This window comes from Streptomyces sp. NPDC060205 (genome assembly GCF_042728395.1).
Taxonomy (GTDB): domain Bacteria; phylum Actinomycetota; class Actinomycetes; order Streptomycetales; family Streptomycetaceae; genus Streptomyces.
Genome location: NZ_JBHWZP010000021.1, coordinates 14250 through 28545 on the forward strand (window position 1 = coordinate 14250; position 14296 = coordinate 28545).

Here is a 14296-nt window from a genome sequence, read left to right on the forward strand (position 1 = left end):
GCGGCTCACAGAACAGACACAACAAGAAGGACTGCACATGTCATTCGTCACTGACTTCAAACCGACTCAGCTGATCGTCGCCCAGACATCGCCCGCCCTGTGGCGCGTCACCTTCGACAACCCGCCTGTCAACGTCATCGGTCCGGGGCTCATGAAGGACCTCAAGGACCTGCTCACGGAGCTGGAGTCCAACGACGAGGCCAAGGTGGTCGTCTTCGACAGCGCCAATACGGACTTCTACCTCGCGCACTACGACCTCGAAGCGGACCCCCAGATCGCGGAGGCCCTTCCCGGCACCACCGGGTACGCCGCATGGGTCGACATCCTCGTGCGCCTCAGCAGGCTCAAGGCTGTCACCATCAGCGCCATCCGCGGCATCGCCCGCGGCGCCGGCAGCGAGTTCGTCCTGGCCACGGACATTCGTTTCGCCAGCGCTGAGAAGGCAATCCTCGGGCAGATGGAAGTGGGCTTCACTGCGGTGGCCGGCGGCGGGGCCACCGCCAGGCTGTCGGGCCTCGTCGGCCGCGCACGTACCTTCGAGATCATGCTCGGGGGCGAAGACTTCGATGGCACGCTGGCCGCTCAGTACGGCTACGTGAACCGCGCGATCCCCGACGCGCAGTTCGAGAGTTTCGTGGACGCATACGCGACCCGTGTGTCCAAGTGGGACCGCCGAGTCCTCGTCGGCATCAAGGAGTTCGTCAACGAGTTCACGCTCCCCGCGGACGAGGTGTTCCCTCGCCAGTCCGATGCCTTCTGGGACGCTGCCTCCCGTCCGGAGTTCCAGTCCATCAACGCCCAGCTGTTCAACCGCGGGCTGCAGAAGAACACCCACATCGAGCGCAACCTGGGCGCCGAGATGGGCCGGACCTTCCCCGAGACGTCGACCACGGACTGACACCCGGGGCGATCCCCACCCACGCGGGCCGTCCGGGCGATCGGCAGAGCGTCCACCGAGCGCACTGCTTTCGCGGCAACAGAGCGCCGGACGGTCCCGCGTCATTTCCCGTTGCCCCGTGCCCAAGGAGACACCAACATGAAGCAACAGCACATAAACCCCGAGGCACTGCCTTCCGGAACTGGCTGTGTGGAGTGCGAGGCGACCGGCGGCTGGTGGTTTCATCTGCGTCGATGTGCCGAGTGCGGTCACATCGGTTGCTGCGACGACTCTCCCTCACAGCACGCGCAGGAACACTGGCGCCAAACGGGCCACGAGGTCATACAGAGCTTTGAGCCCGGAGAGTCCTGGTTCTGGAACTACCGCACCCAGTCCGGTCTCCAGGGACCCGCCCTCTCCCCGCCCCACGCACATCCCGTTGGGCAGCCGGTGCCGGGTCCTGCAGGACGGGTTCCCACCGACTGGCAGTCCCGTCTGCACCCGTGACGATGGCATTCGTAGTCGCCGATAAGAAGGCTCCAAAGAGGTACGCGTCGACGCCGAAAGCACCGTAGCCGCAGGCAGGGGATGCTACGTGTAGGCTGAACCACTTCTACGGCAGGCTGTATTGACGCGGAGTGCAACTCTGGAAGGCTGCTGGGACATCGTCCGTGCGATCAGCGACCAGCGGTGTCCTCAAAGACATCGGTTCTGCCGGCCGAGTCCTCCTGACTGCGGTCCTGCTTGAGGCTTCTGCTACAACCCAGGCATGACTTACAGATTCACTGCTCGTGCGGTAGTCACCGAGGTCGACCAGGCAAACGACGTCATGCAGGCGGGTGTCGCCGAGGACGACAAGGGTGAGGGCTTCTTCCTTCTGTTCATGAGCAACATCGGCGCACCGTCTCATCAGAATGTGTCACTCGGTCTCGACACACACTGCTTGGTGACACAGGATCACGGCACGGCATATGGCTGTGTCCGCGAGGTCGCGCTGTCCGCCCACCTGCTCACGGTGTTGTTGAAGCCTGCTTCGTTGGATGACCTGGGGCTGTCGAACACAAAGATCGAGGCGCTGCTTGAAGCCCCTCAAGAGGACATACAGCGGTTACGGGACGTACTTGCGCAGGTGCTGACGTTCGGCCGGGAAGACGCCCGTCCCCGACGCCTCGGTCTCTAGCCCTGGACCTTCGTTCGCCCTCAGCGTCCGGTGACAAGTGAAGCCGCGGTCGTGCCGATGGAAGCCAGGAAATGTTCGGCTTCCGCCTGTACCGGCGATGCAGGCGTCGACAGCCGCCCGGCCGGGACACGGTCCTTTCGACCAGCCGGCGATGACGGCCGAGCCGCCGCGACGGCCCAGCGCCCTGCGGGCAATGCAACGGCAGAAGGACATGCGGCGCCAGGCGGAATCTGCGGTGGCGAAGGGCGTTTTCCTCGTCCTGGACGACGCGGCGGGGTCGCGATGACTCCGTCACGAGCCGCCGCCTGGGGCCGGCGGGGTCAGACGCCGGTGGTGGGGTGCGCGGCCGGTCTGGTCACATCGCCTTTCACCGACGACCATCGCTTCGAACGCGCCCGCCCTCCCCCGCGGCCTACAGCGCGTCCAACACCGCCCGGACGTCATCGACGGCTGTCTGAACGGGACCGGGCGCACCAACCGGCGCCACCCCGGACAGATCAATACTGCAAAGCCTTGAGGGCCGTGTCGTAGTCCGGTTCCTCCGTCAGCTCGTCGACGAGTTCGGAGTACTGGACGCGATCGCTCGTGTCGAGAACTATCACGGCACGCGCAGCGAGACCGGCGAGAGGGCTGCCAGCGATCTCCACTCCGTACGCCTGCAGAAAATCTCGACCACGGAGGGTGGAAAGGGTCACGACACTGTCCAGCCCTTCACTTCCGCAGAAGCGCGATTGCGCGAACGGAAGGTCGGCTGAGATGCAGAGCACAACCGTGTTGTCCAGGCTGCCGGCAGCCTGGTTGAACCTTCGAACAGAGGCAGCGCAGGTGTCGGTGTCCACGCTCGGGAAGATGTTGAGTATCTTCCGTTGGCCGGCGAAGCTCGACAGTGCCACATCTGAGAGGTCGTTGGCGACCAGACTGAATGCCGGTGCTTGATCGCCGCTGTGGAGGAACGTGCCGGACACGGTGACGGGTGCGCCCTGAAGATGGATGGTGCTCGACATGTGAGTCTCCGAACATTGGATCAGGGCAGGAGGGTGCTGTCAGCCCTTGCGGCCGAACATGAAGGCGTTGGCGATATCGATGAGTGGCGCGCCCTGGTAGTCCGGAAAGCGTTCGGTGATTTCCTTCTTGTAGGCGTCGCCGTCGTCTCCGAGCGCTTCGCGGCCGGCGTTGATGTAGTCGGTGAGGTCGGCCCAGATGGAGGGGCCGGTCGGCGCCCCGTGGCCGGGGATGATGACGTTGTACTCGTGCTCAGCCGCGAAGCGGTCGATGTTGGCCTGCCAGCCGTCGAAGTCCCGGTCCCGTAGCCACAGGTGGACATGGTTGTAGGCGAGATCTGCGGCAAGAAGGACGCCTTGCTCGGGGAGTTTCACTACGAGGGAAGTGTGAATCTCGCCGCCCGTGACCTGTTCGAACTCGAAGGGGATGCCATCGATGACTTCGATCCCCGGAGCGATGGCGACGGTCGGGGTCACGTCCTCGCAGTGTATGGGGGTGCCGGTGGGCAGATCAGTCGCGTCCCCAGCGGCAACGATCTCTTCGATGGTCTCCTGCAGGGCGTGCACGGGTGCGCCGAATCTGGCGGCCCCGTGGTAGTGGTCCGGGTGCGAGTGACTGATGATCAGGCGGTCGATGGGCTTGCCCAGAGTCTGGGCATAGGCGACCGCTTCGTCGGCATACGCAAGGACGAACTGAGCGTCGACGGCGATGATCCGTGTCGGTGTCTCGATCAACTGAGTGTTGGCCAAGAGCCCGTCGCCGGGTGAGGCGTAGTTGTGGATGCGGACCTGACCTGTATCGGTGATCGTGACGTTGCCGTGCATGGGTTCTGCTCCTGACGAAGGCGGCGGTAGGGGATGCGATGCTTCGGGTCTGCTAGAGCTCTTCGAAGGTGTCCGGTGTCAGCTCAGTGGGTTTCCCGCTGTCGAGTGCGGTGATCGCGGTGATGTCGTCCGTTTCCAGGGAGAAGTGGAAGACGTCGGCGTTGCGCCGCTGGCGTTCGGGGTTGCTTGAGTGCGGCACTGTGGTGAGGCCCCGCTCGATGAGCCATCGGATGACGACCTGGGACGGTGAGACGTCCAGGCGTTCGGCGATGCTCACGATGACAGGGTCTTCGAGGACGCCGGAGTTGCGCTCCAGCGGGCTCCATGCCTGGATGACGGTCGAGTCAGTGGACAGGGCATTGACGAATGCGGCCTGCGCATGGGACGGCGAGACCTGGCGCTGGTTGACCGCCGGGGGTACACCGGTGGCGTCCGCCACCTTTCGCAGGTGCTCTTCGGTGAAGTTGGACACGCCCACGGATCGGATGAGTCCTTCCTGGGCAAGCTCCAAAAGCGCTGCGTAGGTTTCGACATACAGGCCACGGTTGGGGTTCGGCCAGTGGATGAGGTACAAGTCCACGTAGTCGAGTCCCAGGGCCTCCAGCGACTCGGTGAGACCCTGGCGGACGGTCGCAGCGTCGCCCTGGTGACGTCCGCGCAGCTTGGTGGTGATGAACAGCTCTTCGCGTCGAAGACCGCTTTCGCGCACGGCTGCCCCGACGGAGTCTTCGTTGCCGTACGCGGCAGCGGTGTCGATCAGGCGGTAGCCGGTGCTGATCGCGGCCAGGATGGAGTCCGTTGACTGCCGGCCCGCGAGGGGCCAGGTGCCGAGGCCGACCTGGGGCATGGCATGCCCGGTGTTCAGGGTGACGGTGGGTATGTCAATTTTCTTCATGTTCTTCACCTCTTGGCGCTTGGTGCAACACGATGAGATGCGTTACGGGAAGGGGTGTGAGACGACCAGCGCGCTGTGGCTGAGTCCGGGCGGTGCGTCACGTGCATCCGGCGATCTGGTCCGCAAGGTCACGCGCCCCCTCACGATCGAGCGTCGTCGTCCTGCTTTCCATAACGGCGCTCGAAACGCTCGACGCGCCCGGCAGTGTCGAGCACGCGCGCTGTTCCCGTGTAGAAGGGGTGACTGGCTGAGGACGTCTCGACGTCGATGACGGGGTACGTCTCGCCGTCCTCCCATTCGATCGTCTTGTCGGAATCAAGCGTCGACCTCGTCAAGAACGCAGTTTTTGCGGCCGTGTCGCGGAAGACGACATGACGCAGGACGGGGTGGGTTCCGGGCTTCATGTGTTTTCTCCACTTCGTGATGTGTTCCTGCTGCGGGGCACTGCCTGACTCTCGCCCGCGAGACGAAGCCGGGCAGATCGGTTCTTCGGTGCGCCGAGGGGTCACCCGATGGACGCGTACAACGCTGCTACTCCACCGGCGAGGTTGCCCTGCGTCAGGCGGGACTGTTCGTCCATGACTTCGGCCGCGCCGTCTTCGATGGCGTCGATACCCAACTTGGCGATGTCGCCCGGCTCATGCTTGGACGCCTCGATATGCCCGACCATGTCGGTGTTCATGAAGCCGACGTGGAGCGCGGTGACCTGCGTGCCCTGCGCGGAGTATTCGTTGCGAAGAGCACTGGTCAGGGACCAGGCCGCGGACTTCGCGGCGGAGTACGCACTGAATCCGGGGTAGGTCAGCCACGACAACACCGACAGCACGTTGAGGATGGCGCCACCGCCGTTCTTGGCAAGCTGCGGAGCGAAGGCCCGGGCCACTTCGAGGGGGCCGAAGTAGTGCGTCTCCATTTCCAGCCGCACGTCGTCCATGGAGCCGTCGGTTACGGAGGCTCCGGTGAAGGACCCTGCATTGTTGATGACAATCGATACGCCGCTCGCTGCCTTGGCTGCGGCCGCGATGGACTCCGGGTCCGTCACGTCCAGCCGTACCGGGATCACACCCGGAACGGTGACAGATTCCAGGTTCCTCGCGCCTGCGTAAACCGTGGCTCCACGTGCAACAAGCTGCTCGGCAAAGTGCCTGCCGAGGCCTCTGTTGGCTCCGGTCACCAAAACCGTGCTGCCGCTGATCTTCATCTGGTCCTCCAGGACTCCACAGCAGTCCAACCACTAGTTGGATTGCCTCAGACAACCCAGACTACACTCAGGAGTGGCACCGCAGCGTCAGGGACCCACACCACCCCGCCGCCGCAGCAAGGCGCCCGCGGTCGCGGGGCCGCACAGTTTCCCGCATCCGAATCGGACGGAAGGCAGACCCGGCTCCGAGTGGCTCGCGAAAGGCGCACGGAGACGCTCGTTCGCGCATGCGGGCCCCCAGAGGTCACCGGTTCCGCGCCCATCGGGGCGGGCGGAGCGTCAATGGCCACCGCAGCTACCCGCCCGGCCGCGAGCCTCCCCGGGGAGAGCGGAGGCCGCCCCTTTGACTTCACCCGGGATCGCAAGCATAGTTGAGTTGTTATTCACAACTTAGATGTGGGAAGGCTTGCCATGACACAACTCACCGGGACCACCGCCCTCGTCACCGGATCCACCAGCGGCATCGGCCAGGCCATCGCCGACAAACTCGCCGAACTCGGCGCCCACGTCATCGTCTCCGGCCGCGACACCACCCGGGGCGACAACGTCGTCAGGCAGCTCCGCGCCGCCGGCTACAAGGCCGACTTCGTCCCCGCCGACCTCAGCACCGCGGACGGCGCCCACGCCCTCGCCGAACAGGCCACCGCCGTCACCGGCCAGATCGACATCCTCGTCAACAACGCCGGCATCTACACCTTCGGAACCACCACCGATACCACCGAAGCCGACTTCGACCACATGTACAACGTCAACGTCAAGGCCCCCTACTTCCTCGTCAGTGACATTGCCCCCGCGATGGCTTCCAGGAACGCCGGCGCCATCATCAACATCACCACCGGTGTCACGGCCAAAGGCATTGCCAGCGCCGGCCTCTACGGGTCGAGCAAGGCTTCCATCAATCTGCTGACGAAGACGTGGGCAGCCGAATTCGGTCCGTCCGGAGTACGCGTCAACGCCGTCAGCCCCGGTCCCACTTACACTCCCGGAACCGCGGCTATGGGAGAAGGCGCCATCGACTCCTTCGCCACCGCCACCCCTGCGGGCCGCGTCGGTGAACCGCGTGAAGTCGCCTCCGCGGTCGCTTACCTCGCCTCCGACGAAGCCTCCTTCGTCCACGGCGCCATCTTCGCCGTGGACGGCGGATTCACCGCCGTGTGACCCCGGGCCGACCAGCCCGCCGCCCTCTATCCCATCTGGGTGATCCTCGCCCCCATCACGAGGTGCCGAACCCGCCAGCCGTCCACATGGCCGTCGCGTCAGCGTTTCGGCGTTCCCCTCCCGGTGGTTGTCCCGCAGAGGCCTGCAGGACAACCACCCTCTCCGTCCTACGCATTTCGCGCATCGGATCAGGTAGCACAGGCCGCAAGCCGAAGACGTTCACCAAGGGCCCCCCTGCCCCGCAACGCGGGCCACGTCGGCCCTCGCTATTACACGCCCCTGCGAGCACCTCCGATCAGCAACGTGCGCGGTTCGGGATGCCACTCATCACCATGCACCGCGGCGCACTGCACACCAGGCTGCGCACCTCCTGACGCATGAGCAGCCAAAGAAAGCTGCGCCTCCCCCACTGGCCAGGTCAGATCTGCGTCATTCGATAGAAGACCCTGGTGAACTCTGACGGAGAATAGCCATCCAGCGTGAAACCGGATGCTCCGAGGTCGACCAGTACGAGGTCGCACCGAAAACTTCTCAGGAACTGCATTTTAATGCTCCGGCAACCGCAACCTCAATGAGCACTCTAATGACGCCGGGCGCCATGAGGGAAGCAACCCGCCTACCTGGAATGGAAAGAACGACTCAGGGTATGCTAAAGTCATGGGATCTTCAAAGGCGCGCAACTCGGCTTTCGCCGTATCGCGAAGTCTAGGCATGCTCGGCAACGACTGGACCCTTCTCATCCTCCGCGAGGCGATGTCCGAGACGACACGTTTCTCCGAGTTCAGATCCTCACTGGGGATTACCGCCGACGTGTTGAGCCGCCGACTCAACACGCTCGTTGAATACGGAGTCATGTCCCGCATGCCCTACCGGGAGCCGGGCTGCCGCACTCGACATGAATACACCCTCACAGACGCCGGGCGAGAACTGGAAGTGGTCCTGTGCGCCCTTGAGCAGTGGGGTGACAAGTTCCTGCCGTGGACCAGCGAACCCAGCATCGAACGCCGAGCCCGGGAGTCCAACCGGCTTGTCCATGTCGCCTTCATCGATGACCGCGGCCGCGAAGTACCGTGGCAGGAGGTAGCCACTGTCCGACCGGACGCCTATCACCAAGGAATTGCCGGGGCGGCCGGACGGCAGTGACCGCAAGCGGCTCTCCTGCACGCTGGACCTCGATGACCCGTGGCCGTCCGCCGGTAGGCAACATTCCTTTCCTGCTCAAGCCTTCCGTGCAGCACCGCACGAGAGACGGCCGGCCGGTTCATCACTTTCGCGCGACGGAGACCCCTAACGAGCGGGACTTCAGCCACCGAAGACCTTCACCTGCCCACTGGAGCAGCCTTCTTACCATCGGCTCCAAAATGCAAGAACGCAGCCACACGTACAGCCGGGCACATAGAGACAGCATCAAGGCTGCCGATTAACTGCCTTAAGTCCCTATCGCACCACTTTGCAACCAAAACTACATTTTGCCGAGCTTAGGGTTGGCGTATGGCAGGTCGAGCCTCAACTGACGACCCTCAAGTGCGCCAAGGGGCCCGGGGCCCGACTGCGCACGCTTCGCGATCAGCACGGCTGGACGACGGCACAACTGGCAGAAGCGGCAGGGACTTCATCTAGAACTCTCAAACGCATCGAGTCACCGGGTGCCATGGCACCAGGACTCTTCGTCATTGCCGCAGTTGCACACGCACTCGGAGAATCTCTCGACGAGCTGGTCGCATACGCCTGCACAAGCGACGATCCGGCGAGCACGTCCGCCCCGAACACGCGTCAACGGTCCACGGATTCCCTCAGCTGTTGAGACTGCCTGCCAAATCGCCCTCACCTCAGCGTAGCGAGCCGGTGTGCTCTGTTGGCTCTCACACTTCACGACGCCGAGTCGTCCAGCCTCCCCACCAGATCCCTGACGTCATGCCAGGCCTGCCATGACCCGAGCAGTCCCGTGGCGGTCAGGTGGCGGCTGCCAGGTAACTGAGCACTTCGCGGACCCGGGTCTACTCACCCGGGCTTTTGGGCTGGCGCCTGCAGCGTCGGGGGCGGGGCCCGTTGGGTTCACGGGCCAGGGCCGTCTGTGACGTCGGTGGTGACCATGCCCGGGTCGAGCTCGCCATTCGCGACGACGGTGTACGCCCTGTCTTCGAACCCCGGGTCGAGGAGCTGACGGTACCTGACGAGCTGACGGTACGTGACGGCCGGGCAACCGACCCGACCGGTGAAACCCCAGCCGTACTGCCGTCTCACCGCGCCGCCACGCCGCCACCTCCAGCTTCTCCATTGCCCTGCCCGAGGGCACCCCTCCGGGCAGGGCCAAGCTGTCCGCGGTCACCTACGACGAGGTGACCAGGATGGTTCGAGCCTCACCGCGTCCGGGAAGCGGGTCACGTCCAGGCCCGTCGTTCCTGGCCGCGCGGGTCGTCGCTCTGGGTCCAGTCGGCGTCGATGCGCATGGTGGTACGGCGTTCGGGGTCATAGGGGGTCCAGCCGGGGTCGCCGGTCCTGGCGAACCGGATCCAGGTCTCGTGGACGCGGGCGGCGAGGCCGACCGGGGGCTTGTGGGGGCCGAGCAGGGTGTGCAAGCCGTACAGCTCGGGGCGATCCGTAAGGTCGAAGACGAAGGGCAGCTCGACCCCATGGGCAGCGCCGAGCTCTCCGTTCAGGGATGCGGAAGGCCAGGCGAACTCGTAGGCGTAGGTGGCGGATCTCGGGTGGCCGGCGTGGGCGTCGGCCAGCGCTCGGCTGCCCGCGCCGAACAGCGCGTCGGTCATGATGGCAGACCGTAGTTCGGCGAAGGACGCCTCGGGGCGGGATGCTCGATAGGTCTCGACGAGCCGGGCGGGATCCGGGTGCGAGCGCGCGGCCGCCTCGTCCACGTCGGCGGCTGTCGAGGGGGCGTACGTGCCCATCGGGACAAGGTAGAGGTTTCCCTCCTCGGCGTTGGTGCCGACGAGCAGGTCGACGTCGGCGCTGAGGCCGGCGGCGACGGATTCGGCGGGCTGAGTGTCCAGGACGAGACTGAAGGGGCTGAGCCCGATCAGCGGGTCGCGGTGGGTCTCGGTACGCAGATCGATGCCAGCGAGCTGCGAAGCGGCCTCAACCAGGCGCTCGTCGGAGATGTCCGCGAAGTCGTCGAGACGGGGTTCGATACCCAGAGCGTCGGCCGCTGCCCGGGTGACGCGACGGGCCTGCTCCGTGGTGAACGCTCCGAGGCCACTGCCGCTTTGGACGATCGCCCGGCGGAACAGGCCGGCAGCCTCGGTGGTGGCGAGGACACCCCCCACGATCGTCGCTCCGGCCGACTGGCCGAAGAGCGTGACGTTCTCCGGGTCACCGCCGAACATGGCGACGTTCTGCCTTACCCAGCTCAGTGCGGCGACCACGTCGAGCAGACCGCGGTTGACGGGCGCGCCGGGGATGTCGAGGAAACCGGCGATGCCGAGCCGGTAGTTGAGGGTGACGAGGACGACGCCGTCACGGGCGAACGCGGAGCCGTCGTACAGGAGCGACCGCGTCGATCCGGCGACGAATCCCCCGCCGTGGACGAACACCATGACGGGCAGGTCGTCGCCGGCGGTGGGCCTGCAGACGTTGACGGTGAGGTAGTCCTCGCCGCGGCTCCAGCCGGTACCGAAGTAGGGGGTCATGGCCAGTGTGCCCAGCCTGCGTTCGGACTGCGGTGCGTTGGAGCCGGGCACGGTGGCGTCCCGTACGCCGTCCCACGGCGGGTGCGGCTGCGGTGGCGCGAACCGGGCAGCGCCGCGAGGCGGGGCGGCGTAGGGGATGTTCAGGTAAGTGAGGGCCCCACCTTGGCGCGCGCCGCGGACGGTTCCTTGCGCAGTGGTCACGAGGAGGTCGGGGTGGTTCTGCACAGCGGGTTCCTTCCGTAGAGACTCAGGCTTGCTCGGTTCCACCAGGGCTCGGGGCTGCTCGGTCGCGCGGGGACTCGGGGGCCACCGGCTTCCTAGGGGTTCAGTCCCGCTCGGTGTACTTGGCGAAGGGCCCCCAGCCCTTGAGGGCGAACCTGTCTCCCTCGCGTACGACTTCGGCGGCGCCGTGGCCGCCGAGGTGCGCGGGGAGGACGAGTGCGTTGTCGTCGGCCGCCGTACCCAGGAGCTTGCGGCGAGTGGCACGGGCTTCGGCGGGATCTTCGCAGAAGCAGCTGTTGGCGTCGGGCTCGACGATCTGGATCGGACTGTGCATCAGATCGCCGACGAACAGGGCGCGGTCCGGTCCGGAGTCCAGTCTCAGTACCGACGAGCCCGGGGTGTGGCCGGGGGCGAGGTCGAGGCGCAGGTTGCCGTCGATCCGGTGACTGCCCTCCCAGAGGTGGGTGACACCCGCCTGGTGCACGGGGGCAACACTGTCCTCGAAGACGTTCTGGTTGCCGCGGCCGAGCAGGGTCTTGTTCTCGTTGGCGGGATTCCAGTAGTCGAAGTCCGCCTTGGCCATGAGATAGGTGGCGTTGGGGAACGTCGGCACCCACGTCCGGCCGTCGAGGTAGGTGTTCCATCCGACGTGGTCGACGTGCAGATGTGTGTTGATCACGATGTCGACGTCCTCGGGGTGGACCCCGGCGCGAGCCAGGTTGCCCAGGAAGTCGGTGTCCAGCCGGCTCCACACCGGCGCGTACGGGCGATCCTTGTGGTTGCCCACTCCGGTGTCGACCAGGATGGTCTTGCCCTCGCTGCGGAGCACCCAGGTCTGGATCGCGGAGTTCACGATGTTGGTCCCGGCGTCCAGGAAGTCCGGTACCAGCCAGGAGCGGTGATCCTCCCATGCTTGGGCGGGGCTGTCCGGCACGAACACCTCGGGCGTCAGATCGACGGGGCCGAAGTACTCCCGGACACGGGTCACGGTGACGTCGCCCAGAGTGATGGTGTCCATGCTTGTCTCCAGTTCGATCGGTCGGTTCTGCGTGCGGGCTGGGTACGGGTCGGGATGCGGGTGCTCGCGGTGCATGTGCGCCGGGGCGGCGCCACCTCAGAGGTACCGGGGACGGGCAGTACGTTCGGTGCGTTGTGCAGCAGCCAGATCAGGCCGAGTTGAGCGACTCCACTCGCGGCGGCCCCCAGTAACCGGAGCCGATGATCTGCATGGTGCCGTAGCCGAGGCGGTTGGCCCGCAGGCCGCCTCCGATGCGGAAATCGCCGGGAGCTGTGACGGGAAGGTCGGTGATGTCGGTCGACCGGGACATGAAGGGATCCTCGAAGGACGTGGGAACCGGGCAGCACTGATCCCCGCCACTTCCGTGCGGGTCGATGCCGAACCACTGTCACTGCGGATCAGGAAGGGGAGCCAGACCTTCTCATGCCTATCCCTGGCGGGGTCAGGCACCGTGCATGCCTATCCCTGGCGGGGTCAGGCACCGTGCGGAGCACGACCGCATACTGACTTTGTGCACGGACAGCGAGAACTCGCGGATTTCCTTCAGAACCTCCGGGCCCGCCTGCGTCCGGAGGACATCGGGCTGCCGGACTACGGGGACCGGCGGCGGGTGCCCGGGCTCAGACGTGAGGAACTGGCGCAGCTGGCCGGAGTCAGTTCCTCCTACTACACGCGTCTTGAGCAGGGACACGCGGTGGGGGCCTCCCCCGAGGTGTTGGACGCCCTCGCCCAGGCCCTGCGGCTGGACGAGGCCGAGCGCCACCACCTGCATGACCTGGCCCAAGGTGCGCGACGGCGTCCGGTCGGCCGTCGGCCGCCCGAGGAATGCGCCGACGCCTCCACACTGGAGCTGCTGGAGTCTCTCGGTGACGTCCCGACCCTGGTCAGCGGGCGCCGCGGCGATGTGCTGGCGTGGAACGCGATGGGCCATGCCCTCTTCGCCCCCCACCTGGACTTCTCCGCGCCGCAGAATCCGGACGACCGGCCCAACCTGACCCGGCTGATCTTTCTGGACACCCAGGTCCGTGCGCTGTACGCCGCCTGGGCCGACAAGGCCAGGGCTGTCGTCCAAAACCTGCGCATGGTGGCGGGGCGCCATCCGGACGACGACCGACTTGCCTCACTGATCGGCGAACTCAGCACGTCCAGTACCGAATTCGCCTCGATGTGGGCCGATCACAGTGTGCGCCCCTGTGAGTCGGGCGTGTACGAGATGCACCACCCGTGGGTAGGCGCCTTCATGGTGGCGCAGCAGAGTCTGCAGCCGCCGCAGAACCGCGAGTTCCATCTCGTACTCGCCACGGCTCCCCGTGACTCGGCCTCGCAGAGCGCGCTGCGCCTACTCGCCCAGACCGTCTCCGCCGGGCGCGCCGCCGTCGCGAACACCACGGGGCCTGCCCCGGCTTGGTGAGTACCGCCCGCCGGTCCCAGCCGGCCTCCCGCACGAGTACCTGTCGCACGAGCTGCACGGTCCGGTGTGCCCGGCATCGGTCCGAAGGCGGCCGATGCCGTCTCCTCGCCGACGAACACGTGGTGCGCGGCGTCGGGCCGCAGCGTGAACGTCCCCTCCGGCTCGCGGGTGCGGACCCGGTCGCCGACTGCGACACGCGGTCGGCGTCCCTGCCGAGGAGACCAGATGTGACCAACTTCTGTTCCCGGGCGCTGGGTGTGCGTGACGCAGTGCCTTCAACGGCAGTACGTTCCGGTCGTCGGCTGGAAGGATCGCGGGGCTGGGGTCGGGCGCCATGATGTCGTTGCCCGATTGGCGCTCAGACTCACGCTAGGACCAGCCGTCGCTCGGTCGCCGTTCCTTCCTCAGTCGCACGGCCCTACGGGTCATGGCAGTCATCCGTACTGCACCCGTAGCCATCCCTGCGCGCTCCGTGGGGACATCCCCGTACATCCAGTTCGATGAAGGCCGGACACCCGTGCATCTGTCCGTCGGGAGCAACCGGCCGACCTTCAGCAGTGAGTCAGCCGCGTCGCGTACGCCGCAACTGGCATCGAAATATCCTCTTGCGCCCAGCTCCTTCACCAGTCCCCGCAGCTCTTCTTCACGGGCCAGGACCTCAACTCGAAGGCATGCGGGGTCGTCTGCCCCTGGTTCGGACTCCATCCCTTCACGGTAGCCTCACGCAGAGTTCAGGGCGCCATGGAGATAGGGACTCAAACGAGTGAATCTCTGCCGTACGCCTCCGGCATATGCAAGAGGAACGCGGGGTACCGGATCATGACGCCAATGCCCCGCAGCCCTCACGGATCGGCCTGGACGGCA

15 protein-coding genes and 1 pseudogene are annotated in these 14296 nt (G+C 65.9%); 7 read left to right on the plus strand and 9 right to left on the minus strand.

What is annotated here, in order from left to right:
• Positions 1-37: 37 nt before the first annotated feature.
• From ACFWGJ_RS05935 to ACFWGJ_RS05945, 3 genes are all read left to right on the plus strand, one after another.
• Positions 38-898: an enoyl-CoA hydratase/isomerase family protein gene (locus tag ACFWGJ_RS05935; protein WP_387321344.1), complete on the plus strand. Its 861-nt coding sequence runs from the start codon at positions 38-40 to the stop codon at positions 896-898.
• Between the two features lie 138 nt (positions 899-1036).
• A complete protein-coding gene (locus ACFWGJ_RS05940; protein WP_387321345.1) occupies positions 1037-1384 on the plus strand; it encodes a UBP-type zinc finger domain-containing protein in 348 nt (115 codons plus the stop codon).
• Positions 1385-1646: 262 nt separating this feature from the next.
• Positions 1647-2057 carry a hypothetical protein gene (locus ACFWGJ_RS05945; RefSeq protein ID WP_387321346.1) on the plus strand — a complete coding sequence of 137 codons (411 nt, stop codon included), beginning with the start codon at positions 1647-1649 and terminating at the stop codon, positions 2055-2057.
• 497 nt (positions 2058-2554) lie between these two features.
• Here the strand turns inward: ACFWGJ_RS05945 and tpx are convergent, their stop codons facing one another.
• The 5 genes from tpx to ACFWGJ_RS05970 all read right to left on the minus strand — a co-directional run bounded on the left by tpx (position 2555) and on the right by ACFWGJ_RS05970 (position 5979).
• Positions 2555-3061 (minus strand): thiol peroxidase, encoded by a 507-nt coding sequence (gene tpx / locus ACFWGJ_RS05950; RefSeq protein WP_387321347.1) that lies wholly within the window; start codon positions 3059-3061, stop codon positions 2555-2557.
• 39 nt (positions 3062-3100) lie between these two features.
• Entirely contained in the window at positions 3101-3883 is a 783-nt protein-coding gene (locus ACFWGJ_RS05955; RefSeq protein WP_387321348.1) for an MBL fold metallo-hydrolase, read from the minus strand.
• 52 nt (positions 3884-3935) lie between these two features.
• The gene (locus ACFWGJ_RS05960; protein WP_387321349.1) at positions 3936-4778 is read right to left on the minus strand and encodes an aldo/keto reductase; all 843 of its coding nucleotides are present in this window, start codon (positions 4776-4778) and stop codon (positions 3936-3938) included.
• A 140-nt stretch (positions 4779-4918) separates the two neighbouring features.
• Positions 4919-5182, minus strand: a complete 264-nt coding sequence (locus ACFWGJ_RS05965; protein ID WP_387321350.1) for a type B 50S ribosomal protein L31 — start codon at positions 5180-5182, stop codon at positions 4919-4921.
• Between the two features lie 101 nt (positions 5183-5283).
• The gene (locus tag ACFWGJ_RS05970) at positions 5284-5979 is read right to left on the minus strand and encodes an SDR family oxidoreductase (protein ID WP_387321351.1); all 696 of its coding nucleotides are present in this window, start codon (positions 5977-5979) and stop codon (positions 5284-5286) included.
• A gap of 411 nt (positions 5980-6390) precedes the next feature.
• Between ACFWGJ_RS05970 and ACFWGJ_RS05975 the strand changes: the two genes are divergently transcribed.
• From ACFWGJ_RS05975 to ACFWGJ_RS05985, 3 genes are all read left to right on the plus strand, one after another.
• A complete protein-coding gene (locus tag ACFWGJ_RS05975; RefSeq protein WP_387321352.1) occupies positions 6391-7137 on the plus strand; it encodes an SDR family NAD(P)-dependent oxidoreductase in 747 nt (248 codons plus the stop codon).
• A gap of 657 nt (positions 7138-7794) precedes the next feature.
• Complete coding sequence (locus ACFWGJ_RS05980; RefSeq protein WP_387321353.1) at positions 7795-8280, plus strand: winged helix-turn-helix transcriptional regulator; 486 nt, start codon at positions 7795-7797, stop codon at positions 8278-8280.
• 307 nt (positions 8281-8587) lie between these two features.
• Complete coding sequence (locus ACFWGJ_RS05985; RefSeq protein ID WP_387321354.1) at positions 8588-8941, plus strand: helix-turn-helix domain-containing protein; 354 nt, start codon at positions 8588-8590, stop codon at positions 8939-8941.
• Positions 8942-9518: 577 nt separating this feature from the next.
• On the opposite strand, the gene ACFWGJ_RS05990 is transcribed toward ACFWGJ_RS05985, so the two are convergent.
• The 3 genes from ACFWGJ_RS05990 to ACFWGJ_RS06000 all read right to left on the minus strand — a co-directional run bounded on the left by ACFWGJ_RS05990 (position 9519) and on the right by ACFWGJ_RS06000 (position 12331).
• A complete protein-coding gene (locus tag ACFWGJ_RS05990; protein WP_387321355.1) occupies positions 9519-11006 on the minus strand; it encodes a carboxylesterase/lipase family protein in 1488 nt (495 codons plus the stop codon).
• A gap of 100 nt (positions 11007-11106) precedes the next feature.
• Positions 11107-12021: an MBL fold metallo-hydrolase gene (locus ACFWGJ_RS05995; protein WP_387321356.1), complete on the minus strand. Its 915-nt coding sequence runs from the start codon at positions 12019-12021 to the stop codon at positions 11107-11109.
• Positions 12022-12169: 148 nt separating this feature from the next.
• Positions 12170-12331, minus strand: coding sequence for a hypothetical protein (locus ACFWGJ_RS06000; protein WP_387321357.1), 162 nt, complete (start codon positions 12329-12331; stop codon positions 12170-12172).
• Positions 12332-12532: 201 nt separating this feature from the next.
• On the opposite strand from ACFWGJ_RS06000, the gene ACFWGJ_RS06005 reads away from it, so the two are divergent.
• Positions 12533-13432 (plus strand): helix-turn-helix transcriptional regulator, encoded by a 900-nt coding sequence (locus ACFWGJ_RS06005; RefSeq protein WP_387321358.1) that lies wholly within the window; start codon positions 12533-12535, stop codon positions 13430-13432.
• On the opposite strand, the pseudogene ACFWGJ_RS06010 reads toward ACFWGJ_RS06005, so the two are convergent.
• Positions 13410-13626, minus strand: a pseudogene (locus tag ACFWGJ_RS06010) (siderophore-interacting protein); the annotation flags it as partial. The gene ACFWGJ_RS06005 and the pseudogene ACFWGJ_RS06010 sit on opposite strands and share 23 nt — an antisense overlap.
• Between the last annotated feature and the right edge of the window lie 670 nt (positions 13627-14296).

What these genes read in the sequence shown, in the direction of transcription:
- ACFWGJ_RS05935 (WP_387321344.1), top strand. Translation starts at nt 38, where the DNA reads ATGTCATTCGTCACTGACTTCAAACCGACTCAGCTGATCGTCGCCCAG.
- ACFWGJ_RS05940 (WP_387321345.1), top strand. Translation starts at nt 1,037, where the DNA reads ATGAAGCAACAGCACATAAACCCCGAGGCACTGCCTTCCGGAACTGGC.
- ACFWGJ_RS05945 (WP_387321346.1), top strand. Translation starts at nt 1,647, where the DNA reads ATGACTTACAGATTCACTGCTCGTGCGGTAGTCACCGAGGTCGACCAG.
- tpx (WP_387321347.1), bottom strand. Translation starts at nt 3,061, where the DNA reads ATGTCGAGCACCATCCATCTTCAGGGCGCACCCGTCACCGTGTCCGGC.
- ACFWGJ_RS05955 (WP_387321348.1), bottom strand. Translation starts at nt 3,883, where the DNA reads ATGCACGGCAACGTCACGATCACCGATACAGGTCAGGTCCGCATCCAC.
- ACFWGJ_RS05960 (WP_387321349.1), bottom strand. Translation starts at nt 4,778, where the DNA reads ATGAAGAAAATTGACATACCCACCGTCACCCTGAACACCGGGCATGCC.
- ACFWGJ_RS05965 (WP_387321350.1), bottom strand. Translation starts at nt 5,182, where the DNA reads ATGAAGCCCGGAACCCACCCCGTCCTGCGTCATGTCGTCTTCCGCGAC.
- ACFWGJ_RS05970 (WP_387321351.1), bottom strand. Translation starts at nt 5,979, where the DNA reads ATGAAGATCAGCGGCAGCACGGTTTTGGTGACCGGAGCCAACAGAGGC.
- ACFWGJ_RS05975 (WP_387321352.1), top strand. Translation starts at nt 6,391, where the DNA reads ATGACACAACTCACCGGGACCACCGCCCTCGTCACCGGATCCACCAGC.
- ACFWGJ_RS05980 (WP_387321353.1), top strand. Translation starts at nt 7,795, where the DNA reads ATGGGATCTTCAAAGGCGCGCAACTCGGCTTTCGCCGTATCGCGAAGT.
- ACFWGJ_RS05995 (WP_387321356.1), bottom strand. Translation starts at nt 12,021, where the DNA reads ATGGACACCATCACTCTGGGCGACGTCACCGTGACCCGTGTCCGGGAG.
- ACFWGJ_RS06000 (WP_387321357.1), bottom strand. Translation starts at nt 12,331, where the DNA reads ATGTCCCGGTCGACCGACATCACCGACCTTCCCGTCACAGCTCCCGGC.